At 70.0% G+C, this 26,221-nt stretch carries 24 protein-coding genes; 3 read left to right on the plus strand and 21 right to left on the minus strand.

The features are described 5' to 3' along the window. The first annotated feature begins 20 nt into the window (after positions 1-20). Positions 21-848, plus strand: a complete 828-nt coding sequence (locus tag OG811_RS30305; RefSeq protein ID WP_406070627.1) for an IclR family transcriptional regulator — start codon at positions 21-23, stop codon at positions 846-848. Between the two features lie 5 nt (positions 849-853). Here the strand turns inward: OG811_RS30305 and OG811_RS30310 are convergent, their stop codons facing one another. The 9 genes from OG811_RS30310 to OG811_RS30350 form a co-directional block, all read right to left on the minus strand. Further along, the gene (locus tag OG811_RS30310) at positions 854-2,473 is read right to left on the minus strand and encodes a thiamine pyrophosphate-binding protein (protein WP_406070629.1); all 1,620 of its coding nucleotides are present in this window, start codon (positions 2,471-2,473) and stop codon (positions 854-856) included. Then, on the minus strand, positions 2,470-3,219 hold the full coding sequence (locus OG811_RS30315) for an enoyl-CoA hydratase/isomerase family protein (RefSeq protein ID WP_406070630.1): 750 nt from the start codon (positions 3,217-3,219) through the stop codon (positions 2,470-2,472). Before OG811_RS30315 ends, OG811_RS30310 begins: the two co-directional genes overlap by 4 nt. Continuing rightward, on the minus strand, positions 3,216-4,574 hold the full coding sequence (purB, locus tag OG811_RS30320; RefSeq protein WP_406070632.1) for an adenylosuccinate lyase: 1,359 nt from the start codon (positions 4,572-4,574) through the stop codon (positions 3,216-3,218). The genes OG811_RS30315 and purB overlap by 4 nt, the downstream gene beginning before the upstream one ends. Beyond that, a complete protein-coding gene (locus OG811_RS30325) occupies positions 4,574-6,139 on the minus strand; it encodes a class I adenylate-forming enzyme family protein (RefSeq protein ID WP_406070635.1) in 1,566 nt (521 codons plus the stop codon). Before OG811_RS30325 ends, purB begins: the two co-directional genes overlap by 1 nt. Positions 6,140-6,141: 2 nt before the next feature. Next, on the minus strand, positions 6,142-8,151 hold the full coding sequence (locus OG811_RS30330) for a hydantoinase/oxoprolinase family protein (protein ID WP_406070637.1): 2,010 nt from the start codon (positions 8,149-8,151) through the stop codon (positions 6,142-6,144). A 53-nt stretch (positions 8,152-8,204) separates the two neighbouring features. Beyond that, complete coding sequence (locus OG811_RS30335; RefSeq protein ID WP_406070639.1) at positions 8,205-9,035, minus strand: ABC transporter permease; 831 nt, start codon at positions 9,033-9,035, stop codon at positions 8,205-8,207. Continuing rightward, the gene (locus OG811_RS30340) at positions 9,032-9,916 is read right to left on the minus strand and encodes an ABC transporter ATP-binding protein (RefSeq protein ID WP_406070641.1); all 885 of its coding nucleotides are present in this window, start codon (positions 9,914-9,916) and stop codon (positions 9,032-9,034) included. Before OG811_RS30340 ends, OG811_RS30335 begins: the two co-directional genes overlap by 4 nt. After that, positions 9,913-10,875 (minus strand): ABC transporter substrate-binding protein, encoded by a 963-nt coding sequence (locus OG811_RS30345; protein WP_406070643.1) that lies wholly within the window; start codon positions 10,873-10,875, stop codon positions 9,913-9,915. The genes OG811_RS30340 and OG811_RS30345 overlap by 4 nt, the downstream gene beginning before the upstream one ends. A 707-nt stretch (positions 10,876-11,582) precedes the next feature. Then, positions 11,583-12,266, minus strand: a complete 684-nt coding sequence (locus OG811_RS30350; RefSeq protein ID WP_406070644.1) for an SDR family NAD(P)-dependent oxidoreductase — start codon at positions 12,264-12,266, stop codon at positions 11,583-11,585. Between the two features lie 138 nt (positions 12,267-12,404). On the opposite strand from OG811_RS30350, the gene OG811_RS30355 reads away from it, so the two are divergent. Both OG811_RS30355 and OG811_RS30360 read left to right on the plus strand, forming a co-directional pair. After that, positions 12,405-13,262 carry a helix-turn-helix domain-containing protein gene (locus tag OG811_RS30355; RefSeq protein ID WP_406070646.1) on the plus strand — a complete coding sequence of 286 codons (858 nt, stop codon included), beginning with the start codon at positions 12,405-12,407 and terminating at the stop codon, positions 13,260-13,262. Beyond that, on the plus strand, positions 13,259-13,477 hold the full coding sequence (locus OG811_RS30360; protein ID WP_406070647.1) for an NAD(P)-binding domain-containing protein: 219 nt from the start codon (positions 13,259-13,261) through the stop codon (positions 13,475-13,477). The genes OG811_RS30355 and OG811_RS30360 overlap by 4 nt, the downstream gene beginning before the upstream one ends. Positions 13,478-13,486: 9 nt before the next feature. On the opposite strand, the gene OG811_RS30365 is transcribed toward OG811_RS30360, so the two are convergent. The 12 genes from OG811_RS30365 to OG811_RS30420 all read right to left on the minus strand — a co-directional run bounded on the left by OG811_RS30365 (position 13,487) and on the right by OG811_RS30420 (position 26,114). Continuing rightward, positions 13,487-13,939 carry a MaoC family dehydratase gene (locus OG811_RS30365; RefSeq protein WP_406070649.1) on the minus strand — a complete coding sequence of 151 codons (453 nt, stop codon included), beginning with the start codon at positions 13,937-13,939 and terminating at the stop codon, positions 13,487-13,489. 125 nt (positions 13,940-14,064) lie between these two features. Then, positions 14,065-15,282 (minus strand): acetyl-CoA C-acetyltransferase, encoded by a 1,218-nt coding sequence (locus tag OG811_RS30370; protein ID WP_406070651.1) that lies wholly within the window; start codon positions 15,280-15,282, stop codon positions 14,065-14,067. Positions 15,283-15,371: 89 nt separating this feature from the next. After that, positions 15,372-16,082 (minus strand): ABC transporter ATP-binding protein, encoded by a 711-nt coding sequence (locus OG811_RS30375; RefSeq protein ID WP_355174570.1) that lies wholly within the window; start codon positions 16,080-16,082, stop codon positions 15,372-15,374. Further along, complete coding sequence (locus OG811_RS30380) at positions 16,075-17,130, minus strand: branched-chain amino acid ABC transporter permease (RefSeq protein ID WP_406070652.1); 1,056 nt, start codon at positions 17,128-17,130, stop codon at positions 16,075-16,077. The genes OG811_RS30375 and OG811_RS30380 overlap by 8 nt, the downstream gene beginning before the upstream one ends. A gap of 38 nt (positions 17,131-17,168) precedes the next feature. Further along, a complete protein-coding gene (locus OG811_RS30385; RefSeq protein WP_406070653.1) occupies positions 17,169-18,038 on the minus strand; it encodes a branched-chain amino acid ABC transporter permease in 870 nt (289 codons plus the stop codon). A 3-nt stretch (positions 18,039-18,041) separates the two neighbouring features. After that, the gene (locus OG811_RS30390) at positions 18,042-18,773 is read right to left on the minus strand and encodes an ABC transporter ATP-binding protein (protein WP_406070655.1); all 732 of its coding nucleotides are present in this window, start codon (positions 18,771-18,773) and stop codon (positions 18,042-18,044) included. Between the two features lie 18 nt (positions 18,774-18,791). Next, on the minus strand, positions 18,792-20,078 hold the full coding sequence (locus tag OG811_RS30395; RefSeq protein WP_406070656.1) for an ABC transporter substrate-binding protein: 1,287 nt from the start codon (positions 20,076-20,078) through the stop codon (positions 18,792-18,794). Between the two features lie 68 nt (positions 20,079-20,146). Continuing rightward, positions 20,147-20,938 carry an enoyl-CoA hydratase/isomerase family protein gene (locus tag OG811_RS30400; RefSeq protein WP_406070657.1) on the minus strand — a complete coding sequence of 264 codons (792 nt, stop codon included), beginning with the start codon at positions 20,936-20,938 and terminating at the stop codon, positions 20,147-20,149. Continuing rightward, on the minus strand, positions 20,932-22,017 hold the full coding sequence (locus OG811_RS30405) for an acyl-CoA dehydrogenase family protein (RefSeq protein WP_406070658.1): 1,086 nt from the start codon (positions 22,015-22,017) through the stop codon (positions 20,932-20,934). The genes OG811_RS30400 and OG811_RS30405 overlap by 7 nt, the downstream gene beginning before the upstream one ends. Further along, positions 22,017-23,165, minus strand: coding sequence for an acyl-CoA dehydrogenase family protein (locus OG811_RS30410; protein ID WP_406070659.1), 1,149 nt, complete (start codon positions 23,163-23,165; stop codon positions 22,017-22,019). Before OG811_RS30410 ends, OG811_RS30405 begins: the two co-directional genes overlap by 1 nt. Continuing rightward, the gene (locus OG811_RS30415; protein WP_406070660.1) at positions 23,158-23,943 is read right to left on the minus strand and encodes an enoyl-CoA hydratase/isomerase family protein; all 786 of its coding nucleotides are present in this window, start codon (positions 23,941-23,943) and stop codon (positions 23,158-23,160) included. The genes OG811_RS30410 and OG811_RS30415 overlap by 8 nt, the downstream gene beginning before the upstream one ends. Next, a complete protein-coding gene (locus OG811_RS30420) occupies positions 23,940-26,114 on the minus strand; it encodes an acetate--CoA ligase family protein (RefSeq protein ID WP_406070662.1) in 2,175 nt (724 codons plus the stop codon). The genes OG811_RS30415 and OG811_RS30420 overlap by 4 nt, the downstream gene beginning before the upstream one ends. Positions 26,115-26,221 lie beyond the last annotated feature (107 nt).

Genomic DNA, 26,221 nt, shown 5'->3' on the forward strand with positions numbered 1-26,221 from the left:
CGGAGAAAGTGGGAAGCAAGATGTCGCAGGCCCCAGAACCGCCCCCAGCTGCGGAGGAGCCCGCCGCCCGGGAGTCCGGCACCCAGGCGCTCGACCGCGCTCTCAACGTGCTGCTGGCGTTTCGCACCGGCACCGTCGAGCGCAAGGTGAGCGACGTCAGCCGCGAACTCGGGCTGCACAAGTCCACCGCCAGCCGGCTCTTCCGGGCCCTCGCCGACGCCGGGTTCCTGCAGCGCAACGACGAGACCGGCGCGTACCGGCTCGGCGTGACGGTCTTCGAGCTGGGCGCCCGCTTCCTCGCCGGGCTCGACATGCACGCCCTGGCCCGGCCTCTGCTGCACGAGCTCGCCCAGACCGAGGGCGAGTCCGTCAACCTGTCGATCCGCGACGAACTGGACGCCCTGTCGATCTACATCGAGCACGGCAGCCGCAACGTGCAGCTCGTCTCCCGGCTCGGGCGGCGCATCCCGCTGTGGTGCAGCGCGGCCGGCAAGGCGCTGCTGCTCGACCTCGACGACGAGCAGATCCGCGCCACGTTCGCCGACACCCGGTTCACCCGGCTGACCCCCAACACCATCACCGACCTCGACACGTTCGCCGACCGGATGCGCGAGGTACGCGAGCGCGGCTGGGCGCTCAACGACGAGGAGAGCGAGGAGGGCCTGCGCGTGGTCGCCGCGCCCGTACGCGACCGGCTCGGCCACGTCACCGCCGCGATCAGCGTCTCCGGGCCGATCTTCCGCCTCGACGAGGCCCGCGTCGCCGAGCTGGCCGCCGCAGCCGCCCGCACCGCGGACGAGCTGTCGCGCCAGCTCGGCCACGGCGTGGGCGCGATCTGGGGGGACTGACCGGCTCAGAAGTGTTCCTGGACGGCGTCGGGATGCACCCGCACATGCAGCAGGCAGGGGCCGGTGACCGGCAGCACCGCGTCGAACGCGGCGTCGGCACCGGCCTCGTCCGTCACCGTCCAGGCGGGCACGCCTAGCGCCCGCGCCACAGCGGCGAGGTCACGCTCGGGGAACCGGGCCAGCGACGGATCCACGCCCCGCGGACGCAGCTTGCGCACCTCCGCGCCGTACGCCGCATCGTCCAGCACGATCAGCAGCACCGCGGCGCCCGTGCGGGCCAGCGTGTCCAGCTCCCCCAGCCCGGTGAGCAGGCTGCCGTCGCCCTCGAACGCCACCACCGGGCGGTCCGGGCGGCCAGTCGCGGCGCCCACCGCGAACGGCAGCCCCACCCCGATGCTGCCGAAGTCCCACGGGGCGATCAGCGCCCGGTCCACCGCCGGCGAGTCCAGCAGCAGGTTCGGCCAGCCACCGAAGTGCCCGACGCCCACCACGGTGGTGCGGCGCTGCGGCAGCCGCCGCGCGCAGACCCGCAGGAACGCCCGCGGGTCGATCCGGTCCGGGGCCCGCAACGGCACCAGCCCGGCGAACGGATCCGCCGCCGCCACCTCGCGCGCCAGCTCCGCCGAGCGCCACTGCGGCCGCTCGAGCACCGGCAGCCGCCCCGCGACGGCGGTCGCCACCGCGCCGGCGTCGCCGACCACCCCGGCGTCGACCGGCCACCGGGCCCCCAGCGCCGCCGCGTCGAGGTCGACGCACACCACCTCGGCCTGACCGAACAACCGGCCGTGGTCCGCGGTCCACCGGTTCAGCCCGGCGCCGAATGCCAGCACCAGGTCGGCCTCGCCGAGGACCCGCCGGGTCAGCGGCCGGGACAGGCCACCCGCAACCCCCAGATTGTACGGGTGGTCCGGGAAGAGACCAGCGCCCATCAGCGTGGTGGCCAGTACGGCGCCGCTGCGGTCCGCCAGCGCGCGTACCGCCGCAGCGGCCGGCTCCGCGCCCCGGCCGGCCAGCAGCACCGGCCGTCGCGCGGCGGACAGCCGCTCGGCGAGCATCGCCACGTCGTCCGGGTGCGGGGCGGGCGGCCCGGCCGGGCGCGGCACGGCCACCGCGGCCGCCGGCGCCTCGCCCACGATGTCCTCGTCCTGCAGATCCAGGGGTACGTTCAGCACCACCGGCCCGGTCGTCGACCGGGCGAGCCGGAACGCCGTCGCGACGTCGCGGGCCACTCCCGCCGCGGTCACCACCGCGACCATGCGGCCCGCGGTCGCCAGGGCGAACGGCTCCTGCGCGAAATTCTGCACATGCCCCGGGTCGCCCGGCGGGGTGTCGCCCGCGACCAGCACCAGTGGGGTGCCCGCCTGGCGAGCGATCGTCAGCGCCGCGCCCGCCACGGCCAGCCCCGGACCCTGCGTCACCGTGGCCACCCCGCACCGGCCGGTGGCGCGGGCGTACCCGTCGGCCATCATCACGGCGGCGTTCTCGTTGCGGGCCGCGACGAACCGCACGCCGTGCCGGCTCACCAGGTCGGTCACCAGGAACATGTTCGCGTCGCCGAGCAGGCCGAACACCGTGTCGACGCCGTGCGCCACCAGCGCGTCCGCCAGCACCTGGTGCACCTTCACCGCTGCCCGCCCTTCGGGTAGGCGCCCGCCGGGCGCAACGCGACGCTCAGCGCACCGAGGTAGGAGTCGTTGGCGGCGGCCTCGAACCTCGGCCCGGCCAGACGAGCGGCCCGCTTCGTCATAGACCGTCCCACCGGAGAAACGGCCAGCAGACGGTCGACAACCGCATCGCACCGGGCGCTCAGCTCGGCCGCCGGCACCGCCGCCGTGACCAGGTCGTGGCGCAGCATCTCGTCCGGGCCGATCCGCTCGCCCAGCAGCAGCCAGCGCTTGGCCCGGTCCGACCCCGCCAGATCTGCCAGGATCGCCATGCCGCTCCAGGTCAGTGGGATCCCGAAGGTCACCTCGGGGAAGGTGAAGAAGCAGCTGTCCGCCGCGACGCGCAGGTCGGCCGCCAGCCCGAGCACGGCGCCGGAACCGATCGCGGGGCCGTTGAACGCGGTCACCGTCGTCTGTTCCAGCCGGTACCAGCGCTCCACCAGCTCTGCCGTGCGGCGCTGCACCTGCATGGTGGCGGCCGCGTCCAGGGTGGCCAGCTCGTCGAGGTCGGTGCCGGCGCAGAACGCCGGCCCGGACCCGGTGAGCACCACCACCTCCACCTCCGGGTCGCGGCCCAGCTCGTGCAGCACGTCCTCGAACCGGGCGAGCATCGCCAGGTCGAAGCTGTTGCGCCGGTGCGGGCGGTTCAGCGTGATCCGGGCCAGCCGGCCTGCCCGCTCGAGCAGGACGGACGATTGCGTGGTCATGGCGACTCCGAGGTGAGCAGGGCACGGTCCACCAGGGCGGCGGCGTGACCGACGTAGGACAGCGGGTCCAGCAGCCCGGCGACATCCTCGCCGGGTAGGGCGGCGGCGACCTCCGGGTCCGCGCGCAGCACGTCGGCGAACGGCCGTTCCTGCTCCAGGCTGTCGCGCACCACCCGCATGACCAGGTGGTGGGCCTGCTCACGGCCCAGCGCGCCGGCCAGCCGCAGCATCACCGCCTCCGACAGCACCAGCCCGCCGGTGAGGTCGAGGTTGGCCCGCATCCGGTCCGGGTTCACGCCCAGGTCGCCGAAGACCTCGACGAGGCGCTCCAGCACGCCGCCGATGAGGATGAAACACTCCGGCAGCAGCTTCCACAGCGTCATGCCGACGCCCATGTCCCGGTCGTCCTGGGCAACCATGGTCTGCAGGGCCAGCGGCACCTGCGCCCGCAGCGTGCCGGCCGCCGCGATCACCGCCTCACAGCGGATCGGGTTGCGCTTGTGCGGCATGGTGCTGCTGCCCACCTGGGTGGAGCGCTGCGGCTCGTACGCCTCACCGACCTCGGTACGGCCCAGGAAGTACACCTCGCGGGCAAGCTTCTCGCCGCTGGCCGCCACCATCCCGAACACCATCAGACACTCGGCGAAGCGGTCGGAGGTGGCGTGCCACGGGGTGTCCGCGACGGCCAGGCCCAGCTCCCCGGCGACGGCCCGCTCCAGGGCGAACGCCTGCGGCCCGTACCCGGCCATCGTGCCGGCCGCTCCGCCCATGCTGGTCACCAGCAGCCGCGCACGCAGCTCCCGCAGCCGGTCGCGGTGCCGCTGCAGCTCGCCCTGCCACACCGCGCAACGCAGCCCGAACGTCGTCGGCAGCGCCTGCTGGCCGTGTGTGCGCGCCGGCATCGGGGTGCTGCGGTGCCGCAGCGCCAGCCGACGCAGCACCCGTACCAGCTCGTCCAGCTGACGGCTGACGATGTCCAGGCCGGCGCGGGCGCGCAGTACGAACCCGGTGTCCATCACGTCCTGCGTGGTGGCGCCCAGGTGCACGTAGCGCCCGGCGTCGTCCGGGCAGGCGGCGGTCAGGGCTCGGACCAGCGGCACGAGCGGGTGCACGGTGTCCTCGGCGTCGGCGACCAGCGCCGTGGTGTCCAGCTTCTCCAGCCGGGCCGTCGCGGTGATCGCCTCCGCGGCGGAGTGCGGGATGATCCCGAGCGACGCCTGCCCGCGGGCCAGCGCGGCCTCCACGTCCAGCCAGGACTGCATGAGCTGCCTGTCGTTGAAGACGCCGCGCATCTCGGCGTTGCCGAAGAAGCTCGTCACGGTCAGCGAGTCGAGGAAACACGAGCCCAGCTGCATCAGTTTTCCCCCTCGAGCAGTGCCAGCGCGGCGCGCCGGTCGACCTTGCCGGACGGCAGCAGGGGCAGCCCGGCGACCGTACGCACCCGCGTGGGCAGCTTGTGCCGGGCGAGCCGCCCGGCGACCGCCGCGACGACCACGTCGGTGTCCAGCCGGGCGCCGGGCGCGGCCACCAGCAGCGCACCGACCTCCTCGCCCCAGCGGTCCGACGGCACCCCGAGCACGCACGCCTCGCCGACGGCGGCGTCGTCGAGCAGCATGGCCTCCACCTCGGCCGGGCTGACGTTCTCGCCGCCGCGAATGATGAGCTCCTTGACCCGGCCGGTCAGGGTGAACACCCCGCCGGCCGTCAGCACGCCGAGGTCACCGGTACGCAGCCAGCCGTCGGAGGTCAATGCGGCCGAGGTGGCGGCCGGGTCGTCGACGTACCCGGACGTGACCGACTCGCCGCGGACCAGCAGCTCCCCCGCCTCGCCTGCCGGCAGGGTGCGGTGGGTACCCGGCTCGACCACGGCCGCGTCGAGACCGGGCACGATCCGGCCGACGGTCAGGCCGACCGGCGTACAGCTGCCGTCGCCCGGGTCGACGCTGATCGTCGGGCCCGCCTCGGTCTGGCCGTAGACCACGGCCGCGCGGTCCAGGCCGAGCACGCGTACGGTGCGCTCGCGCAGGGCAGGCGCGCACGGTGCCCCGCCGAGGAAGCCCACCCGCAGCGACGACAGGTCCCACCGGCCGGGCTCGCTCTCCACCCGGTCGGCGAGCATCGTGGCCATCGTGGGGACGGCCTGCAGCACGGTGCAGCGGTGCCGGTCGATCGCGTCCAGCACGCTCTCGGAGCGGAACCGGCGCATCGACACCCAGAGCGTCCCGGTAGCCAGGGCCAGGACGGCGCCGCTGCTGAGCCCGGCGGCGTGCGAGAGCGGCAGCGGCGAGGCGATGGTGTCGGCGGCGCGCAGCCCGGCCGACCGGGCCGTCCACTGCGCGTTGCGCACCAGGTTGCGCGCGCTCAGCGCCACCATCTTGGCCGGGCCGGTGGAGCCGGAGGTGAACTGGATGTTCAGCACGGCGTCGGCGTCACCGATGGGTTCCGGCGCGGCGTCGGCCCAGCCGGGCAGTCCTGCCAGCGCGGCTCGGCCACCGTCGTCGGTGAGTGTGTGGATGCCGTCCGGCGCCTGCGGCAGACCGGCCAGCGCGGCAGCCGCCTCCGCGGGTGCGGCCCGGTCGCGGATCCGCTCGGCCACGAACAACCGGCGGGGCCGGGAGCGCGCCACCGCCTCGGCCAGCTCCGCCCCGGTGAGGCCGGGGTGCAGCGTCACCAGCGCCGCGCCCCGCCAGGCCGCCGCCGCGAACAGGGTCAGCCAGGCGAGGCTGTTCTCGGCCCACACCGCGATCCGGTCGCCGGGGCCGACCCCCTGAGCGGCGAGCACGGCCGCGCCCCGACCCGCCAGCTCGGCGAACTCGGCGTGCGTGACCGGGTGGTCCAGCTCCGCGAACGCGTACAGCGGCCGGTCCGGGTGCCGGGCCGCCCCATCGAGCAGGACGGCGTCGAGGGCGAGTGGCAGCATGGTCAGTCCCGGGTGAACAGCAGGTTGCCGTGCTCGTCGGCCGCGCCGCGCCAGCCTGCCCCGACGACGGTGGTGCTGCCGTTCTCGCGCACCACGGCCGGGCCGGTCACCGCGACACCGGGCGCCAGTTCGGCCCGCCGCCACACCGCGGCATCCACCCAGCCGTCCGGCCCGTACAGCCGGGTTTGGCCCGGCTGGGCCTCGCCGCCGGACGGTGCGGCGAAGCGCACCTCAGGGCTGGGCCCGAACGCCGTCAGCCGGCAGTTGACGATCTCGGCCGGGTGGCCGGTGCGCACGTAGGCGTACCGCTCGGCGTACGCGTCGTGGAACGCCGCTACCAGGTCCTCGGCCGTGGCGGGCAGGCCGTCCACCGCGACGGCCAGGTCGTGGCTCTGTCCGCGGAAGCGCATGCCCACCGTCAGCGCGAACGAGACCTGGTCGGCCTCGACGCCGTCCTCCGCCTTGAGCTGCGCCCGGGCGGCGTCCTGCAGCTCCGCGACGACCGCCCGTGCCGCGGCCAGCCCGGGTTCGTCGGCGGCCATCAGGACGGTACGCACGTAGTCGTGCCGGGCGCGGGCCGTGACGAACCCCAGGGCCGAGAAGTTGCCCGGCACCGGCGGCACCAGCACCCGGCGGATGCCCAGCTCGTCGGCGAGCGCCGTGGCGTGCATCGGCCCGGCCCCGCCGAACGGCATCAGCACGAAGTCGCGCGGGTCGTGCCCGCGTGCGACGGAGATCTCCTTGATCGCGCTGGTCATCTTGATGGTGGCCAGGCGCAGGATGCCGTACGCCAGCTCCATGTCGTCCAGCCCGAGCTGCCCGGCGAGCACCGCCGCGGCCGCGGCCGCCGGCGCCGGGTCCAGCCGTACCTCGCCGCCCAGGCTCTCCTGCGGGTCGAGGTGCCCGACCAGCAGGTGCGCGTCGGTGGTGGTCGGCTCGGTGCCGCCACGGCCGTAGCAGGCCGGGCCGGGCGCGGAGCCGGCGCTGCGCGGCCCGATCCGCAGCTCGCCGCCGAGGTCGCGCCAGGCGATGGAACCGCCGCCCGCCCCGATCGTGTTGATCTCCACCTGGAATGTGCGGTTCGGGTACCCGGCGATCGTCCCGTCGCTGGTCATCAGCGGCGCGCCGCCCTTGATCAGGCAGACGTCGGTGCTGGTGCCGCCGATGTCGCAGGTGATCACGTTCGAGTATCCGGCCAGGCCCGCGACGTGGACGGCGGCCGCGACACCGCCCGCCGGGCCGGAGAGCGCCAGGTTGATCGGCAGACGGCTGGCCTCATCGGTGGAGACGACGCCACCGCTGCTGGTCATGATGGACAGCGGGTGCACGTACCCGGCGTCCGCCAGGGCGGTGCCGAGCCCACGCAGGTAGTCGGCGACGGTGCCGCGGACGCTGGCATTGAGCACCGTGGTGGCGAACCGTTCGTACTCGCCCTGCTCCGGTACGACGTCCGAGGAGACCGTGCAGACCAGGTTCGGGTAGCGCTCGGCGAGCCGCCGCGCCGCCGCCCGCTCGTGGGCGGGGTTGCGGTACGAGTGCAGCAGGCAGACCGCGACGGCCCCCGGCCCGGCAGCCGCCACCCGGTCCAGCACCTCGTCCAGGTGGCCGGGGTCGAGCGGTTCGGTGACCTCACCGTCGGCGGCGATCCGCTCCCGCAGCGCGTGCCGCAGCGAGCGGGGCGCCAGCGACGGGCGTGCTGACTCCTTGACGCTGTAGAGCCGCGGCCGGTGCCCGAGGCCCATCTCCAGCACGTCGCGGAAGCCTGCGGTGGTGACCACGCTTACCGGTTCTCCGGAGCCCTCCAACAATGCGTTCGTCACCCGCGTGGTGCCGTGCACGAAGCGCTCCACCGCGTCCAGCGAGACGCCGAGCTTTGCCAGCCCCTCGAAGATCGCGGTCGCGGGATCGTGTGGCGTCGACAGGGTCTTCGCCTCGGCGAGCCGTGCGGTGGCCGGCTCGTAGACGATCACGTCGGTGAACGTGCCGCCGATGTCGACGCCGATGCAGAGCATGCGGAGGTGCCTTTCGTGGGAGGGGGACCGTCAGGCGGTGACGCTGCAGGGCGTCAGAAGGTGACGCCGTAGCGGCGCAGGGTGGTCCGCGTGGTGACCCGCAAAATCCAGTCGAAGAGGTAGCCGAGCAGGCCGAGGGCGAGGATGCCGACGAAGACCCATTCGGTCTTGGCGTAGTTGCGGGCGGTCCAGATGAGCGAGCCGAGCCCGCTCTGGGCCGCGACGATCTCGGCCGAGACGATCGTCAGGAACGAGTTGCCCATGGCCAATCGGGCGCCGGTGACCACGTGCGGCACTGTCGAGGGCAGCACCACCGACACGAGGCTGCGCAGCGGCGAGGCACCCAGGGCGCGGGCCGCGCGCAACCGCAGCTCGTCGACTGCCAGCACACCGGCCAGGGTGTTGAGCGCGACGATGAAGACGGTGGTGTAGAAGATCAGCGCGACCTTGGACGCCTCGCCCGGGCCGAGCCAGATGATCGCCAGCGTGACGAACGCGATCGGCGGCACGAACCGGAAAAACTGGATGTACGGGTCGAGCATCAGCCGCAGCCAGGGGATGCACCCCATGAGCAGCCCGACCGGCACGCCGATCACGACGCCGAGCAGCCAGCCGGTCAGGATGCGGGTCGACGAGGCGCTGATCGAGGCCCACAGGGTGCCGTCGCGGATCAGGTCGACCGCGCCCTGCCCGGTGAGCATCGGCGACGGCAGGAAGAACGCGGTGTAGTTGCGGCTCACCAGGTCCCAGACGGCAATGCCGAGGGCCACGGAGAGCACCGACAGCCCAATCCGGGTCAGTCGGGGCCGGGCGGTCCGCCGACGCGCCGGGCGGCGCGGCTCGACGGGGGTGGGCGCCGGGTCCGTACGCACGTCGACGGTCATCGTTCCGCCTCTCGCTGGTCAGCGGCCGGCCGGCCGTCGTGCCCGTCGTCGAGTCCCTGGGCCCGCAGCGTGCGGGCCACCTCCTCGCCGATGTCCTCGCGCAGCAGCCGGAACAGTGCGGCGCTGGCCGGGTCGGTGAGGTCGCGCGGCCGGGGCAGGTCGCACGGGTAGACGTTTTTGATGGCGGCGGCGGGACCGGCCGTCATGGTGACGATCCGGTCGCTGAGCAGGATCGCCTCGCCGATGTCGTGGGTGACGAACAGGATGGTGGCGCCGGTGTCGCGCCAGATCCGGTCGAGCTCGATCTGCATGACGAGCCGGGTCTGTGCGTCCAGGGCCCCGAACGGCTCGTCCATGAGGACGACGGACGGCTCGTTGACGAGCACCCGGGCGAGCTGCGCCCGCTGGCGCATGCCGCCGGAAAGCTGGCTTGGGAACCGGTCGGCGCTGTGGCTGAGCCCGACCATCGCCAGGTAGCGGTCCTCCAGTGCGGTGCGCTGCGCCTTGGGCATGCGCCGCATCCGGGGCCCGAACGCGACGTTCTGCCGGACGGTGAGCCAGGGAAACAGCGCCTCCGCACTCTGGAACACCACACCGCGCGCCACGTCGGGCCCGGTGACGGTTGCGCCGCCGCAGGTGACCTGGCCGCCGGCCGGCGTGACGAAGCCGGCGACCGCGTTGAGCAGGGTCGACTTGCCGCAGCCGCTGGGCCCCAGCAGGCAGACGAACTCGCCCGCCGCGATGTCGAGCGTCGCGCCGCGCACCGCGTCGAAGTCGCCGAAGCGGATGTCGACGTCGCGCAGGGAGACGGGGTCCCCGCCCCGGCCGGTCGAGGACGACCGGCCGGTCGGGACTGCCGTACGCGTGCCGTCGGACGTCACACCAGGCCCCTGATCATCACCGTCGCAGGGTCCGCTGCCTTCTGCACGATCTTGCTGTCCTGCTGGAACTTGGCGATCTCGGCGTACCGCTGCAGGTCGTCGTCGGTGAAGTCGCGGACCTTGCACTCCACGCCCTGCAGGAGGGCCTGCGCCTCGGCCGCCGGAACCTTGATCGCCTTCTCAGTGACCGTGCCGGACTTTGCGGCGTCAGCGGTGAGCTGCTCGCACGCCTTGCCGACGGTGTCGACTACCTTCTTGGCGGTGTCCTTGTTCGCCTCGTACCAGGCACCGTCGACGCCGATCACGAGGTTGTAGACGTACCCGATGTCGCCGCTGGTGAGCAGCACCTTGCCGCCGTTGGCCACGCCGCGTGACGGCCACGGCTCCCACATGATGTAGCCGTCGACGTCGCCGCGCTGTAGCAGCGCCGGCATCTCGGCCGGGGACGCCTTGACGAACTCGACGGCGTCACGGCTGATGCCCTTGGCCGCGAGGACCTTGTTGGTGGCGTACTCGTTCACCGTGCCGGGCACGACACCGTACTTCTTGATGCCGGCGACGTCCGCGATCCCGGAGCGGGCGACGAGCTTGATGAAGCTGGGCGACTGGGAAAAGACGGCCAGGCCCTTGATGTCACCGCGGGTGGCCCGGTTGAGCAGGCTGGACTCGGTGCTGGCGGTGAACTGGCCCTGCTTGGCCAGGATCGCGTCCAGGCCGCCGGTGCCCTCCTGGAACTGGGTCACCGTCACGTTGACGCCCGCCCCGGCGAACAGCTTGTCCTGGTCGGCGAGGTAGATCGGCGAGTACGCCGGGTCGACGCCCACACCGAACGTGACGTTGGCGGACGGTGCGGCGGCGGAGCCACCAGCCTCGTCGGCCGTCTGGTTCTCGGCACACGCGCCCGCCGAGACCGTTATCAGCAGAGCCACGGCCGCTACCCGCAACGTTCGCATCTTCATGACTACCTCAGTCCTTCGACCGGCTCATATGGTGGTCCGCGTTTCTTAATATGGGACGGTACTGTGCCGCTGAGCACATCGTCAAGAGATTCCGGTCCGCTGACCAGCGGTTCGGTAAGGACCTACCTTCCTGAACGAGGTTTACGCGACGCTGAGTGCCGGCCCGAGGTGCCCCGGGACCGCCCCGGGACCGCCCCTGCTCCACGTCGCTACGCCGCCGGCGCACCGGCAAACGGCATGGAAGCAGCACGACCCGGTGCTTTACGCCCTCGGTGTCGGCGCGGGACCGCACGACCCCGCAGCCGAGCTGGGGCTCGTTGCGCTGCTGATCGAGTCACCAGGCAGGATTGGCTATGCGGTCCGCAGCCCGGTCTCGATTCTGTCCGCGTGCTCTCGGCGTTCGCCGGGTTCCAGTTTCCGGCCGAGGTGATCGTGCTGGCGATGCGCTACCGCCGGTGCTCCCCACGCCGTCGAGGAACTGCCTCCCGACCGCGGCATCGAGGTTTGCTCACGACCGTACTCCTCCCCACCGCATGCCAGTAGCGAGCGAGCCCCCTCCTGATCCTCGACAACCTCCCGCTCCGGCACCTTCAGCCCTTTGAGCGGTTATTCGGCGACACGGTCTCGGCGCGGGCCATCGGCGTTACCAGCCTGCCGCTTGCGCCCGTCGCCACGAGCGGGCGTGCGTTCGAGCTGTTCGCGCGGGCTCACCACGGCAGCTGTCCCGCCTCGTCCTGGAAGGTGCCGGTCGGGCCGGTCGCGTCGAGGGTGGCCAGACGTACGACGAATCGGGCGCTTTCCTCGACCGGTCGTCCGATGCCGAAGGCGGCGGTCATGTCGGTGGCGGTGGTGCCCGGCTCAATGGCGTTGAACTTGATGCCCGGCTGCGACTTGGCGTAGTGCACCGTCAGCATGGTGGCTGCCGACTTCGACGCCGAGTACAGCGCGAGCGGCAGACCGAACTCCGGCCGCTCGGGGTTGTTCACCGCCCAGAACGACCCGGCGCTGCTGGAGATGGTGACGACGTTGGCGTTCGAGGACTTGCGGAGCAGGGGCAGTGCCGCCTGCGTGACACGCACGATGCCGACCGCGTTCGTGTCGAAGGAACGCAGTGCCGCAGGGCCGTCGAGCGCGGTCTCCAGGACGCCGGCGTTGTGCACCAGGACGTCGAGACGGCCCTCGGCCGCGTCGATGCTCGCCAGTGCGCTGCTGACCGAGGCGTCGTCGGTCACGTCGAGCTGGACGAACCGCGCCCCGAGCTCGGCGGCGGCCTTCTTACCGCGTTCGGCGTCACGCGCGCCGATGTAGACCTCGTGCCCCAGCTCCAGCAGCTGCCTGGCGGTCTCGTAACCGATGCCCTTGTTGGCTCCGGTGATCAGTGTGACGGTCATGGCTCCCCCTCAAGCTGCGTGGCCCGGACGGGCCGTCGTGAACGCTATGAGTGGTACGCCGGCTCACCCAGAGCCCTCTGCAGCCTGGGGTGCGACAGGACCCCTTTGATCGCTGCGCACAGAGCTAGGGTCGCCCTCATGAGCGAGTCGACGAACGCCCTCGGGGCCTACCTGCGAGCCCGGCGCGAGCTGGTGACGACGCAGCAGGCGGGCATCCCCGACATCGGTGTGCGGCGTGTGCCGGGGCTGCGGCGGGAGGAGGTCGCCATGCTCGCCGGCATCAGCGCTGACTACTATCTGCGGCTCGAACGCGGCCGTGACCGCAACCCCTCCGTCCAGGTGCTCGAGTCGATCGCCCGCGTGCTGCAACTCGACGATGACCACTTCGCCCACCTGCTGACCCTGGTCGCGGAGGTTCCCCGGCGGCGCAGGCGCCGACCGCGCAAGCAGACACCGCCGGCAGGAGCGTTGAAGCTCCTGGAGAGCCTCGTGCAGCCTGCCTTCATCGAAGACCGGTACTTCGACATCCTGGCCGTGAACCGCATGGCCACAGCGCTCTCACCCGGCCTTGCCGTCGGCGGCAATCAGTTGCGTGACCTGTTCCTGGACCCGGCCGAGCAGGCGCTGCATCCGGAGTGGGAGAACGTGACGGAGTGCTTCATCGCGAACCTGCGGCAGGCCGTGGGAACCCACGTCGACGATTCCCGCTTCATCGAACTCACCGGCGAGCTGTCGCTGGCGAGTCCGCGGTTCCGGCAGCTCTGGGCACGGCACGAAGTGCGTGGACAGCGCGGGACACCGCTTCGGCTCGACCACCCGCAGGTCGGCGAGATGACCCTCAACCGGGAGCGACTGGCGATCAACGGCACCGAGGACCTGATGCTGGTCGTCTACCACCCGGACGCCGGCTCCACCGATGCGGACAAGCTGGCTCTGCTTGCCTCTGCCGTCCTGCCCACCTCAAGTGCGAAGGACAAGATCATGAAGCACGCGTGACGACATTCGGAATCATCGGCGCCGGCGAGGTCGGTAGCCAGATCGCCCGTGCAACGATCGTCAACGGGTACACCGTCGTCATCGCCAACTCGCGGGGACCGGAGACGCTGGACGGCCTCATCGCCGACCTCGGACCGGCCGCGCGCCGCCTACGCCGCAGCGGCCGCCGGAGACTTCGCGGTCGTCGCCGTGCCCCTCAAGGTCGTCAAACCTGAACGCGACGCTCAGGAAACCAGCACCGAGAGGACCTCGGCGACGCAGACCGGCTTGTCGCCGCCCTCGCGTTCGATAGTCACACGGACCGTCGCTCGCGCGCCGTTTCGGCCACGGACGAGCTCGACGAGCTCGGCGCCTGCGCGGACCCTCGACCCCACCGGCACCGGGGAGGGGAAGCGGACCTTGTTGGCTCCGTAGTTCACGCCCATGCTCAGCCCCTCGACGGTGTAGATCTGCCAGATCATCTTCGGGACCAGGGCGAGGGTCAGGTAGCCGTGCGCGATGGTGCTGCCGAATGGTCCACGGGCCGCCCTCTCGGCGTCGGTATGGATCCACTGGTGGTCGCCGGTCGCTTCGGCGAACAGGTCGATCTGCTCCTGGGTGATGGTATGCCAGTCGCTGTCGCCGAGGTGACTGCCGACGGCCCGCTCGAACTCGTCGATCCCGTTGAATGTTTTCATGATCTTCTTCCTCCGTACGCTCCGTTCGAGGTCAGTCGCGGGGCCATTGGCGAATTCCTCGATGTCTGCGGGACCGCGTCGGCCTGGTGCTCGCTGGGACGTGTCGCGGTCGGTGTTTCGACAGGTCAGGACAGGCGTTCGAGGACCATCGCCATGCCTTGACCCCCGCCGACGCACATGGTCTCCAAACCGAACTGCTTGTCGTGGTACTGCAGGGAGTTGATGAGCGTGCTGGTGAGCCGGGCGCCGGTCATACCGAACGGATGGCCGACCGCGATCGCCCCGCCATTGACGTTGAGCTTGTCGAAGTTGATCCCGAGGTCGCGGGCGGAGGCGATGACCTGGGCGGCGAACGCCTCGTTGATCTCGACCAGGTCGATGTCGTCGATGGTCAGGCCGGCCCGATCGAGCGCCCGCTTCGACGCCTCGACCGGGCCGAGCCCCATGATTTCGGGCGACAGGGCGGATACGCCGGTAGACACGATCCGGGCGAGGGGGGTTAGGCCCAACTCCCTGGCCTTTGTATCGCTCATGATCACGACCACGGCGGCTCCGTCGTTCAGCGGGCAGCAGTTGCCGGCGGTGACAGTGCCATTAGGACGAAAGACCGGCTTCAATTGCGACAACGCTTCCATCGTCACCCCCGCCCGAGGGCCGTCGTCCTTACTGACAACCGTGCCGTCGGGCAGGGTCGCCGGGGTGATGTCGCGCTCCCAGAACCCATTCGCGAGCGCCTTCTCGGCCAGATTCTGACTACGGACACCGAACTCGTCCTGCTCCGCGCGGGTGACACTCTTGAGCTGGGCGACGTTCTCCGCGGTCTGTCCCATGGCGATGTAGACGTCCGGAACCGCGTCGTAGCCGCGCGGGTCGAACCAGGTCTGCTCCCCGCTTGCGAGCTTCTCGGTACGGGCCTCGGCCTCGGCGAACACCGGGTTCCTGGTGTCCGGAAGACTGTCGGCGTTGCCTTTGGCGAAGCGACTGACGGTCTCAACACCAGCCGAGACGAACACGTCACCCTCGCCCGCCCTGATCGCGTGCATGGCCATGCGGGTCGTCTGCAGGCTTGAGGAGCAGTACCGGGTTACCGTGGTGCCCGGCAGGTGGTCGAAACCGGCCAGGACCGCGACGACGCGGCCCATGTTGAAGCCCGACTCGCCGCCCGGCAGCCCACAGCCCAACATCAGGTCGTCGATGTCAGCGGGGTCAAGAGCCGGGATCTTGGACAGTGCGGCGCGGAGCATCTGCGCGGTCAGGTCGTCGGGGCGCACGTCCTTGAGGGATCCCTTGAACGCCCGGCCGATCGGAGACCTGGCGGTGGCGACGATAACTGCTTCGGGCATGCTGACCCTTCCGGGGTGGGGTGTGCAGGTGTAGGGATTGGCGCTGGGGTAAACAGCGGAACTTTCAGCCGCTGCTCACTCGTCGATGCTCAGCCGGCAGCGCCCAGGTACGCCTCACGAACATCGGGATGACCGGTCACCTCGGCGAGCGTTCCCTGGGTGATGATCCGCCCATGATTGAGCACCACCGCGGTGTCCGCCAGTGCATTCACCGCCTGCATCACGTGCTCAATCATCACGATGGCGATTCCGTCCGCGCGGCACTCACGCACTCGCTCGATCACAATGTCCACCTCGTGCGGGGTCAGCCCGGCCATAACCTCGTCGAGCAGGAGCACCCTCGGCTTCGAGACCATGCCGCGGGCGAAGTCGACGATCCGGATCATTGCCGACGGGATGTCGCCGATGGCCTCCCGCCGATACTGCCAGAGGTCGAACCGCTCAAGTTGCTCGCGAGCCAGTCGATTCGCCTCCCGGTAACCGCTCGCGCGTCGGTAAGCCGCCAGTGCGACACACTCGAAGACGTTCAGCCCGGCTACGTTGCCCGACACCTGGAATGTCCGCGCGACGCCCGCCTCGAACACCTTCGCTGGCGGCAGACCGGTGATGTCCGCGCCGTTCAGGAAAATCGATCCACTCGTCGGTCGCAGCACGCCGGCGATCAGGTTTACCAGCGTCGACTTGCCGGCGCCGTTTGGGCCGATCAGGGCGGTCACCAGCCCGGGCTCAGCCGTGAAGGAGACGTCCTGCAGTACCTTGAGACCGCCGAAGTTCTTGGCGATCGTCGTGACCTCAAGCATGCTCGCTCACCATTCCAGGGTCGTGGCTGCGATCGGGTGCGTGCCGGTCGGACGGAGCCTCGGACTTCGGGGCGCGCGGCGCGCCGGTACCAAAGAGGCGGACGATCAGCTGGTTCCATAGCGGAACAATGCCGGCGCCTCCGAATCGAAGGATCAGGATGACGCAGATCGCGTAGGCGATCTGTGTGTAGCTGGAGACGTTGGAACTGGACACGGCAAAGGAGCGCATCAACTCTTCGAGCACTGCAATGCCGATCCCGGCCACGATCGGCCCTGCGAGGGTGGCCGATCCGCCAATGATCGCGCCCACGAGCATCGCTATACCGACCTCCACGGTGAGGACCGAGTCATAGCTGACGAAGTTCGTGTACTGCGCCATGAGTGCACCGGGAATCGCGGTGAGACCCATGCTGATGGCCATGGCGATCGCCTGGTTTCGGACCACCTTGATGCCCATGCTCGCCGCGACCACCGGATCCTCGCGGATGAACGGCAGCGAACGGCCAAAGCGGGTGCGGCGCATCATGAACGACACCCCGACCGTGAGGAGGATCAGGAAGCCGAGGGCGACGTAGTACAGCGGGGTGGCATCCGTGAACCATTGCAGATGCAGAAAGCCCTCCTGCATCGTGAGATTCTGCAGACCGTCGACGCCGCCTGTGACGCTCCACGAGGCCGCGATCCCGGACACCGCGATCGCCAGGGCCAAGGTGCCCAGGGTAAAGAACAGCGCACTGACGCCGAATCGGCTCATGATCAGGCTGACAACCGTACCGATCGTCGCCGAGAGCAGGATGCCGACGACGATCGCCAACCAGACGTTCCAGCCCTGCCCCCAGGTCAGCACCGCGACGGAGAACGCACCGATGCCGAACGCGCTGGCGTGCGCGACCGACAGCAGCCCGGCGAAGCCACCGGCGATGTTCCAGGTGAGGTTGCGTGTCGCGAAGACCAGGGCGACGAAGCCGACGCCGATCATCGGCGCCTCGGCGAACAGCGGAAAGGCTACCGCCACGACGAGTGCGACGGCCACGACGAGGGTGTTCACCCGGTTGAGCGGGGTGGACACGAGCCCACGAACAGATCTCATGCCGAGGCCACCGTCCTTCGCGCCAGGCCCTGGGGGCGGAACAGAATGACCAGGAGGAAAAGGGTGTAGATCACGGAGGAGGCCAGGGAACCACTGATGTAGACACTGCTGGCCGCCTCGGCCATACCGAGGAGGATGCCGGCGGCCACCGTCCCCCACAGCGCGCCGCTGCCACCAATCACGACGACGATGAACGCTTTGACCGTCAACTCCAAGCCGTACAGGGGGGACACCGGCTGGAACGGGATCAGGAGCCCGCCGGCCACTGCGGCGGCGGCCGCACCCAGCGCGAAGGTCAAGCGGTACACCCGACGAACGTTGACGCCGACGAATATGGCGCCGTTGAGGCTCTCCGCACAGGCCCGCATGTAGACGCCCAGGCGGGTCCGGTAGATCAACCATGACAGGGCAAGCGCCAGGACGAGGCTCACCGCCCCGGCCGCCAGCCGGGCGAAGCTGATCGTGATGCCGAATGCGTTGATGGCCTCCATCGGCCAGGGGTTCCGGATGGTCTGGTACGGCTCGGGATAGAGGACCTGGAAGAGATACTGCAGGGCGACGCCGATGCTGAGCGTGATCACCAACTGCGCGTGGCCGGTCTTGTCGAGGGTCGACTCGATCAGGAAGCGTTCGACGACATAGCCGAAGGCTGCCGCGATCGCGGCCACGAAGATCAGGGCCACGGCATAGTCGGCCAGTGACCGAGGCGCCAGGGACAGCACCCCGTACATTCCGATGAGGACGAAATAGCCGTGGGCGAAGTTCACCACCCGCATGACATTGAAGATCAGGTAGAGGCCCAGTCCGATCAGGGCGTAGATCAGTCCCTGGAGCACCCCGGTGGTGGCGATCTGGAGAAGCGTCATCACCTACCTCTCCTCTCGTGTGCTGGTCGTGGATCCGAGGTATCCGTTCTCCACTAAATTGGAGGCGAGCAGTGATTCCGCGGTGCCGGCCGCGATGATCTTTCCGCCGTCGAGCACATAGCCGCGGGAGGCCAAACGCAGCGCCTGGTGGACGTTCTGCTCGATCAGCAGGACCGAGACGCCGGAGGCGTTGATGTCGCCGATCGTCTGCATGATCGTCTGCACGATGACCGGCGCCAGGCCGAGCGAAGGCTCGTCGAGGACCAGGGTTCGCGGTTGAAGCATGAGCCCCCGCGCGATGGCGAGCATGCTGCGCTCGCCACCGCTCAGGGTTCCCGCGAACTGACCGGCCCGATCCTTCAATCGCGGAAAGAGTTCGTACATGGCCGCCAGGTCGAACGGGCCCGCTTTGGACCTCGGATTCGCGCCGACCAGGAGGTTCTCCTGAACGGTCATCCCCGCGAACAGCGACCGTTCCTGCGGGACCAGAACGATTCCCGCCCGCACCCGGTGCCAAGGCCGCAGACCGGCAATCGCACGACCGTGGAACTCCAGCTTTCTGGCGCGGGCGGGGATGACGCCGAGCAGCCCCTCGGTGAGCGTGGTCTTGCCTGCTCCGTTGGAGCCGAGCAGGCAGACGAGTTCGCCCTCACCGACCTCAAGATCGACGGATCGTACGATCTCCGACCGTCCGCGCCAGACACTGAATCCTTCGACCGACAGGGCCGTCTTCATCATGGTTCCCCGACCCGCCTATGGCCGCGGGTAGACGGTCGAGTTCGCGGCCGCGTCCGCCGGGTACACCGGGACGTACTTGCCGTCCTGAACCTGGGTGACGAGACCGATTGCCCGCTCGTTCGTACCCTTGGCGTCGAACTTCACGCCGTGGCTGACGATCCAGAGCCCGTTCTTGTCGCCGTTGATGCCGGCGATGTCGACGGCCCGGAGGGCCGAGGTGATCGACTCCTTGTCGTCCGGGTTGCCCGCCGCCGAGAGGGCGTCCGCCAGCACCCCGACTGACGCGTAGTAGTAGGCACCGACGCCGTCGGGTGTCTGCCCCTTGTACTTGGCCTTGTAGGCGTCCGCGTAGCCCTGTGGCGTGTGCTTGGCGCCGTCTGCCGACTTGAGCAGGGACGTCCAGTAGTTGCCGGTGATGTCACCATCGGCGATGGCACCCACCGTCGGGATGAACTGCGCGTTGGTGTTCCCGCCCAGCACACCGACCGTCGCCTTGGGCTTCCAGCCCGATCGGGCGAGCGCCGGGTAGAAGAGGAATGCGCCCTGCGGGTTGCCACCGAACAGCAGGATGTCAGGGTTGGCATTCTTCGCCTTGCTGACCAGCGGGGCGAAGTCCGTCGTCGCCGCCTCGTCATACGAGGTGGAGTCGAGCACCTTCACGCCCGGGTATTCCTTCTGCAAGGTTCGGCTCCACGCCTCCTTTGCGTCCGGGAAGGCCCCGGCGCTGGCGTAAATCAACATCGCCGTCTTCGGCGTCTCGCCCTTCTTCTCCGCGGCCCCCATCACGGCGCGGACCGACTGTGCTGCCCAGCCGTTGTCTGCAAGGACCGAGGGCGCCAGCTTAAAGACGTACTTGCGACCGGCTCCGATGATGTCGTCGGCTGCCTCCATCGGCACGATCAGGGGCACCTTCAACTGGTCGGCGGTCTGAGCTGCGGTGATGGTCACCGGGCTGGACGACGCTCCGACGATGACGTTCGCACCGCCAGATGCGAGCCGGCGCATCAGAGCGGGGACCTCCTCTGGCTTCGAGCGGTTGTCGAGCACCTCCACCGTGAGCTTGCGTCCGTTGATACCACCGGCCGCGTTGAGGTCGGCGATGCCCATCTGGAAGGAGTTGACACTTTGTACGCCGTAGGGTGCGGCGATGCCGGTCAGGGCGGCGATCACGCCGACCTTGATGTCACCGCCGCCCTCGCTGCCGCCCGAGGAACCGCCTCCGCATGCGGAAAGGACGAGGCTGGCGGCCAGGGCCACGGCGATCGAGCGGCATCTGGTGCGAGACCGTTGGGGTGGCTTCATTGCTGTTCCCTTCGAACCGGTGGGGCCGAGTGCGGTGGGGTGATCGCAGTCGGAGACGGGGTGGGATTTCATCGGCCGGACCACTGCGGAGACCGTTTCTGCCGAAAGGCTGCAGTGCCCTCCGCGCGGTCCTCGCTGAGGTAAGGGCTGGGACCGGGATTGAGGCGTAGTGCGGTGGCGATCGGTAGGGACGACCCGAGGTGCACCATCGCCTTGTACCGCTGCAGGGTGATCGGGGCCCTGCTCACGAGGGTCGCCACCATGGCCTGCACCGTCGCGTCGAGCTGCTCGGGTGACGTGACCCTGTTGAGCAGCCCCATCCGGAGGCCGGTCTCAGCGTCGAACGGTTCGGCGAGGTAGAGCACCTCAAAGGCGAAGCCGGCGGGTACCAGCCGCGGAAGCATCTGACTGCCGAAGTTGGCGCCCAGGCCCACCTTGGACTCGGGCATCAGAAACCGCGCGGTGTCTGTGGCGATGCGCAGGTCGCACGCCATTGCCAGCTCGAATCCGCCGCCGACGACCCAGCCCTCGAGCGCCGCGATCGTCGGCTTGCGGCACTCCAGCACTGTCTCGTACGGATTGCGGGTGGCCTCGCGCATCGGCTCGTACGGCAGGTCCTCGGCCGTGTCCCGGGCGTGCATCTCCTTCAGGTCGGCTCCGACCGAGAATGCCCGTCCACCGGCCCCCTGCAGCACGACCGCCCGGACGTCGCGACGCCGGTCGAGCTCGGTGAAGACCGTCGTGATGTCGCTCAGCAGGCCGCGACTCAGGGCGTTGAGGTGCTCGGGACGGTTCAGCCGGACGAAGGCGACGCCGTCCGCGCTGACGTCGACCAGGAGTTCGGGCTGGCGGTCTACCATGGGACCACCTCGCCGAGGGGAGACCCGACCTGGGTCCCCTCTGTCGCGGAGATCAAGCTCCAGAGGCTCGGCAGGCTCTTATTCAGCGCCGCACGGCCGATGAAGATCGACCAGTCCCGGCTGGTGCCGAACTCCCCCTGCCAGCTCCACAACCGCGTGGTAAAGGCCGGCAGCTCGTGCTCATCGGTCACGCCGATCGCGCCGAGCACCTGGTGAGCCGACCGGTTCAACTTGCGCGTGTCCTCCTTGGCGGTCACGGCCGCAGACGCGGCGGCCAGCAGTCGTTGACCAGGGTCGGCCAACACGGCGGCTCTGACCGCGAGCATCGCTCCGGCCGCAGCTTCGGCCACGTCGACCAGGTGGTGCTGCACCGCCTGGAAGGTCCGGATCGGCTTGCCGAACTGCTCGCGCGTGTCGGCGTAGGCCAGCACCATGGCGAGGACCCGTTCCATGGCGCCGGCGGCAGAGGCGGCACGCAGCAGGGCTCCGCGGGCGCGCAACTCGCTGGACGACGGCCCCGCAGACTCCGAGATCGCCGCAGAGGGTACTCGTACCCGGTCGAACAGGACGGTGTCGCGCGGCTCCCCTGCCAGGTTCTCTCCGGTCCGGACCTCAGCCGGGCGCGGCAGGAGAACCGTGCGGGCGGTGCCCCGGACATCCGCGACCGCCACCAGATGATCAGCCCTGCGCCCCCACGGGACTCGATGGAGTGTCCCGGAGATCTCGACGTCGCCGCCGGGCAGCGGCTCCGCCCGGAGGTCGTCCAGCGGATGCGCGACGGCGCTGAGGGTCAGGCCCTCCGGGCGGTCGAGGCCGGATCGGGCGATCAGCCAGGACACCAGGCCGGTGGTCTCGACCAGGGGGATCGGGACAGCGTGCCGGCCGACGCAGGTCGCGACACCGACGATCTCCTCCAGGCCGATGTCGCCCTCATCGAGGTCAAAGTAGGTGAATCCGCCGGCCTCCACGGCCGACCAGACGTCACCCGGCCACATCGCGCCCCGCTGCGCCGGACCCAAGCCGGAGCGGGTGAAGATGGAGGCGAGTGCCTGCTCGAGCATCTCGGACGTCTCCGACATCAGGTGCTCCTCGACGTGCTGGTCAGATGCTTGGCAATGACGGTGCGGAGGACCTCGTTGGTGCCACCGCGCAGCGTGAAGGTCGGGGCCGTCACCACGGCGTCCGCCAGCAGGGACCGCAACCCCCCGGCTGAGGGATCCAGGTCGTCCGCCACGAGTTCGCGCAGGATCTCGACGACGTCGTTCTCGAACTGCGTGCTGATGTCCTTCACGAGGGCCGCCTCGACGGCAGGGGTCTCACCCCGGTCGAGGGCGCGGGCGATGGACAGCGACAGATTGCGCAGGGTCCAGTAGCGCGCGGTGACCAGTCCGATGAGACGCTCCGTCTCCTCCGACGGGCTTGTCTCGGCCAGCGCCGTGTAGACCAGTTCCAGCACCGGGACGACCGACATGAACCGATCAGGGCCTGAGCGCTCGTGTGCAAGCTCGGATGTGACCTGGCGCCACCCGTCGCCGATTTCTCCCAGCACCATGTCGTCGGGAACGAAGACGTCGTCGAAGTAGACCTCGTTGAAGTGGTGGAACCCGTTGAGCAGGCGGATCGGGCGGATGGTGACACCGTCGGCACGCAGATCGACGATCAGCTGACTGAGCCCGGCGTGCTTTCCCTCGGCCGACGTCCGGCAGAGGGTCACCGCGAAGTCTGCGTAGTGCGCGCCCGAGGTCCACACCTTCTGCCCGGTCACCAGCCAGCCGCCCGCCGTCCGGGTGGCCCGGGTGCGTACGGAGGCGAGGTCGGATCCACTGCCGGGTTCGCTCATGCCCAGGCAGAACCAGACCTCCCCCCCAACGATCGCCGGAAGGAAGCGCCTTTTCTGCTCCTCGGTGCCGAAGCGCAGGAGGATCTGGGCGGTCTGCCGGTCGCCGACCCAGTGGGCGCTGATCGGGGCCCCGGCGGCCAGCATCTCCTCCGCCACCACGAAGCGGTCGACGGCGCTGCGTCCCGGGCCGCCGTACTCCTTGGGGACGACCATCCCGACCCAGCCGCGACGGGCGACCTCGCGACTGAACTCGGTGTTCGCCTCCGCGTTGATGCCCAGACCAACGGAGAAGCGGTTCTCGCGCCGCGCGGCGGCCAAGAACTCACGTACCTCGTCGCGGAGTGCGATCTCCGCCCCGGTCAACCGAGATGCCTCGAAATCAATCATGGCTGGCCGCCTCAGCGCGGTCGGAGGCCGCCAGACGGTTGAGGCGACGGTTCTGCGTCCACAGCTGGACCCCGCGTTCCAACTCCAAGGCGACCGGCCAGGAAAGCGGCTGATCCGAGGTCTCAAGGCGGAACGAGCGCACGACCCGAGTGGCCAGCAGCGGGTCAGCGGCGATCCGCCCGGCCATTTCCAGCGCTGTGGCCTCCACTTCGCCGTCTGGCACGGATCGCCAGGCCAAGCCGAGGTCGCGCGCTCGGTCGCCGTCAATCTCGTCGCTGAACAACCCCATCCCGGCCGCGGCCTCACGCCCGGCCAGCCGGCTCAGGATCGTGAAGAATCCACCCCCGGGGTGGATGCCGGCGCGCAGAAAGCCGGCCAGCAGCCGCGCGCTGGAGGAGACGATCCGCAGATCGGTGGCGAGCGCCAGGTTGAGTCCCGCCCCGACGGCGGCCCCGCGCACCGCCGCGATCGTCGGCACCCGAAGCTTCCCCACCCGGACGAACGAACCGTACATTTGGTCGGTCTCGGCGTACGCGCGGTCGCTAAGGGCGTCCTCGGCGTAGGAGTCTCGCCATGAGTTCGTGTCCGCGCCCGAGCAGAACGTCCCGGCGTCGCCGCGGATCACCACCGCCCCGAAGGTTTCGTCGCCGTCGATCCGCTCGCAGCAATCCGCCAGCTGCCCGGCCATGTCCATGGTCAGCGCGTTCTTGATCGCCGGATTGGAGATGGTCACGAGCGCCACGTTGCCGTGCCGCTCAAGGGTGACCGAGGGGTTCATCGGGCTTCTCCTTCCAGTTCTTCGGTTGGAACATGCGTCGCTGCCGGCTGTTGGAGCAGGAGGAAGTCCAGGGCGATCGCCTGGCCGTCGGGAGTCACCCGCAGCGGGTTGACCTCCAGGTCGCTCAGGCGCTCACCGATCGCCACCGCCAGCAGACTGATCTTGGAGATGGCCTGTGCGGCACCGGACAGATCCACCGGAGGGCTGCCGCGGAAACCTGTCAACAACGGGGCCGCGGTCAGCGAACGCACCATTTGCTCGGCCCGCTGCGGGGACACCGGCGCGAATGCCGAGACCGCGTCCCGGTAGATCTCGGTGGCGTATCCGCCCAGGCCCACGGTGACGATCGGCAGGCCGCCGGTGGACCGCGTAACGCCCACGATCAGCTCGACGCCCGTCGGGGCCGTCTCCTGGACCAATACCCCCGCGGGCTGCTCGGCCTCGAAGGACGTCATCAGCTCGCGGTAGGTCCGCACCAGCTGTTCGGCAGGTACGCCCAACCGCACGCCGCCACGCTCGGACTTGTGGAGCACGCTGCTCGCCTGGATCTTCAGGACGCTCGACCCGGTGACCTGGGAGGCCAGCGCTTCCGCCTGGTCCACGGAACGCACCAGGACCGAGTCGGGCCGGGTCACCCCGGCGAGCCCGAGCAGGGTCGCACCCTCGGACTCGGTGACCACCGCACCGATCCCCGCGGCCGCCTGCTGGATCTGGTCGACCGGGAAAGTCGCTGAGGCGAAGCTGTTCTCCACCACCTTCGGACGTCGGAGCGCGGCCAGCACACGGGCTGCCTGACGGGTGGAGTCGAAAACCGGCCATCCGGCCTTCGCCAAAAGGTCCCGTGCCTCGGCGGTCTGCTCGTGGGCCGCCAGCCAGACCAGAACGATGGGCTTTGCCGGGTCACGCCAGGCCTTTACGAAGGACTCGGCCATCCGAGTGGCCAGCGTCCCCGTGACGAGGGTGAGGGTGATCATCACGGCGTCGATGCCGTCCGCCTGGTAAACGCGATCACAGACGTCCACAAAGGCCGAGGGGTCGCTATCGTGGAAGATCTGGGCCGTGACGTCGACCGGGTTGTCAACGGCGCCGAAATTGGGCACGAGTGTGACCAGCTCGGCTCGGGTCTCTTCGGGGAGGTCGTCGACCGAGAAGCCGACAGCCGAGAGCTGGTCCGCGGCAAGGCTACCGGCGCCGCCTGACGTGGTGACGACCGCGATCCGCTCGCCGGCGATCGGCGGAGACATTGTCAGGCCATGCGCGAGCGCCATGAGGTCGTCGACGTCCTCGGCCTCGATTACCCCGAACTCGTGGACGGTCACCCGGTAGCCGGCGTCGTCGCCGACGATCGCGCCCGTGTGTGAGGCGGCGGCGCGAGCACCGGCAGGGCTGACCGCGGAGCGCAGGACGACCAGCTTCTTTCCCAGCTCGACGACCCGTCGGGCGAGGTCGCGGAAGGCGTAGTCGTCCACGGCGGTCTCGAGGTAGAGGGCGAGGACGCGAGTCTCGTCCTCCTCCACCAGGTAGCGGGCGAGTTCGACGGCCGTCAGGTCGGCCTGGTTACCGGTGCTCGCCCAGGCGGTGATTCCGAGGCCGCGCTCGCGGGCCAAGCTGAGGATCGATCCGCCGACCGCGCCGCTCTGGCCGATGTAGGCCAGCCCTCCGGTGGCGATGGGGCCAGGCTCGAGGGCGGCGGTGAACGTTCCGAACATCCCTTCGCCCGTGTGGATCACGCCCTGGCAGTTGGGCCCGAGCAGTCGGACGCCCAGCTTGCGTGCGGTGTCCCGGAGCTGCGCCTGCAGCGCCTGGCCCTCCTGCATCTCCCCGAAGCCGGAGGCGAAGACAACGGCGGCGCGCGCACCGGCCGCCGCGACGGCGGGCAGTTCCTCCAGCACCCGTGCCGCCGGAATCAGCATCAGCACCAGATCGACCGGGCCGGGCAATGCGGCGAGAGAGGGGTAGCAGCGCATGCCGGCGAGCTCGGCGTACCCGGGGTTGACCGGGTAGAGGTCGCCGGCGAATCCGAACTGCGCCAGGTAGTGCAGGGGACGAGCGAACGGGTTCGCCTCCCGACCTGACGCACCCAGGACCGCCACCGCCCGCGGGTGGAAAAGCGCATCCATGCCCGCGTGCGGTGCGTCGAGGTCGCGGGGTCGCCCGAGTGGAACTCGCATACCCCCTCCTTCTGCTGGAGCTGAAGCCTTGACAGTGTGGTAGCACTCACAGCTAAGTTGAACTTGGCGTCGGAGTCAAGTAGTCGCCACGAAGCAGTCGAGGTCTG

This window comes from Micromonospora sp. NBC_01638 (assembly GCF_045209745.1).
GTDB lineage: Bacteria > Actinomycetota > Actinomycetes > Mycobacteriales > Micromonosporaceae > Micromonospora.

Coding starts and splice junctions, on each gene's coding strand:
- OG811_RS30305 (WP_406070627.1), top strand. CDS start 21: ATGTCGCAGGCCCCAGAACCGCCCCCAGCTGCGGAGGAGCCCGCCGCC.
- OG811_RS30315 (WP_406070630.1), bottom strand. CDS start 3,219: ATGACCACGCAATCGTCCGTCCTGCTCGAGCGGGCAGGCCGGCTGGCC.
- purB (WP_406070632.1), bottom strand. CDS start 4,574: ATGCAGCTGGGCTCGTGTTTCCTCGACTCGCTGACCGTGACGAGCTTC.
- OG811_RS30325 (WP_406070635.1), bottom strand. CDS start 6,139: ATGCTGCCACTCGCCCTCGACGCCGTCCTGCTCGATGGGGCGGCCCGG.
- OG811_RS30330 (WP_406070637.1), bottom strand. CDS start 8,151: ATGCTCTGCATCGGCGTCGACATCGGCGGCACGTTCACCGACGTGATC.
- OG811_RS30335 (WP_406070639.1), bottom strand. CDS start 9,035: ATGACCGTCGACGTGCGTACGGACCCGGCGCCCACCCCCGTCGAGCCG.
- OG811_RS30345 (WP_406070643.1), bottom strand. CDS start 10,875: ATGAAGATGCGAACGTTGCGGGTAGCGGCCGTGGCTCTGCTGATAACG.
- OG811_RS30350 (WP_406070644.1), bottom strand. CDS start 12,266: ATGACCGTCACACTGATCACCGGAGCCAACAAGGGCATCGGTTACGAG.
- OG811_RS30355 (WP_406070646.1), top strand. CDS start 12,405: ATGAGCGAGTCGACGAACGCCCTCGGGGCCTACCTGCGAGCCCGGCGC.
- OG811_RS30365 (WP_406070649.1), bottom strand. CDS start 13,939: ATGAAAACATTCAACGGGATCGACGAGTTCGAGCGGGCCGTCGGCAGT.
- OG811_RS30370 (WP_406070651.1), bottom strand. CDS start 15,282: ATGCCCGAAGCAGTTATCGTCGCCACCGCCAGGTCTCCGATCGGCCGG.
- OG811_RS30375 (WP_355174570.1), bottom strand. CDS start 16,082: ATGCTTGAGGTCACGACGATCGCCAAGAACTTCGGCGGTCTCAAGGTA.
- OG811_RS30385 (WP_406070653.1), bottom strand. CDS start 18,038: ATGACGCTTCTCCAGATCGCCACCACCGGGGTGCTCCAGGGACTGATC.
- OG811_RS30390 (WP_406070655.1), bottom strand. CDS start 18,773: ATGAAGACGGCCCTGTCGGTCGAAGGATTCAGTGTCTGGCGCGGACGG.
- OG811_RS30395 (WP_406070656.1), bottom strand. CDS start 20,078: ATGAAGCCACCCCAACGGTCTCGCACCAGATGCCGCTCGATCGCCGTG.
- OG811_RS30400 (WP_406070657.1), bottom strand. CDS start 20,938: ATGGTAGACCGCCAGCCCGAACTCCTGGTCGACGTCAGCGCGGACGGC.
- OG811_RS30405 (WP_406070658.1), bottom strand. CDS start 22,017: ATGTCGGAGACGTCCGAGATGCTCGAGCAGGCACTCGCCTCCATCTTC.
- OG811_RS30410 (WP_406070659.1), bottom strand. CDS start 23,165: ATGATTGATTTCGAGGCATCTCGGTTGACCGGGGCGGAGATCGCACTC.
- OG811_RS30415 (WP_406070660.1), bottom strand. CDS start 23,943: ATGAACCCCTCGGTCACCCTTGAGCGGCACGGCAACGTGGCGCTCGTG.
- OG811_RS30420 (WP_406070662.1), bottom strand. CDS start 26,114: ATGCGAGTTCCACTCGGGCGACCCCGCGACCTCGACGCACCGCACGCG.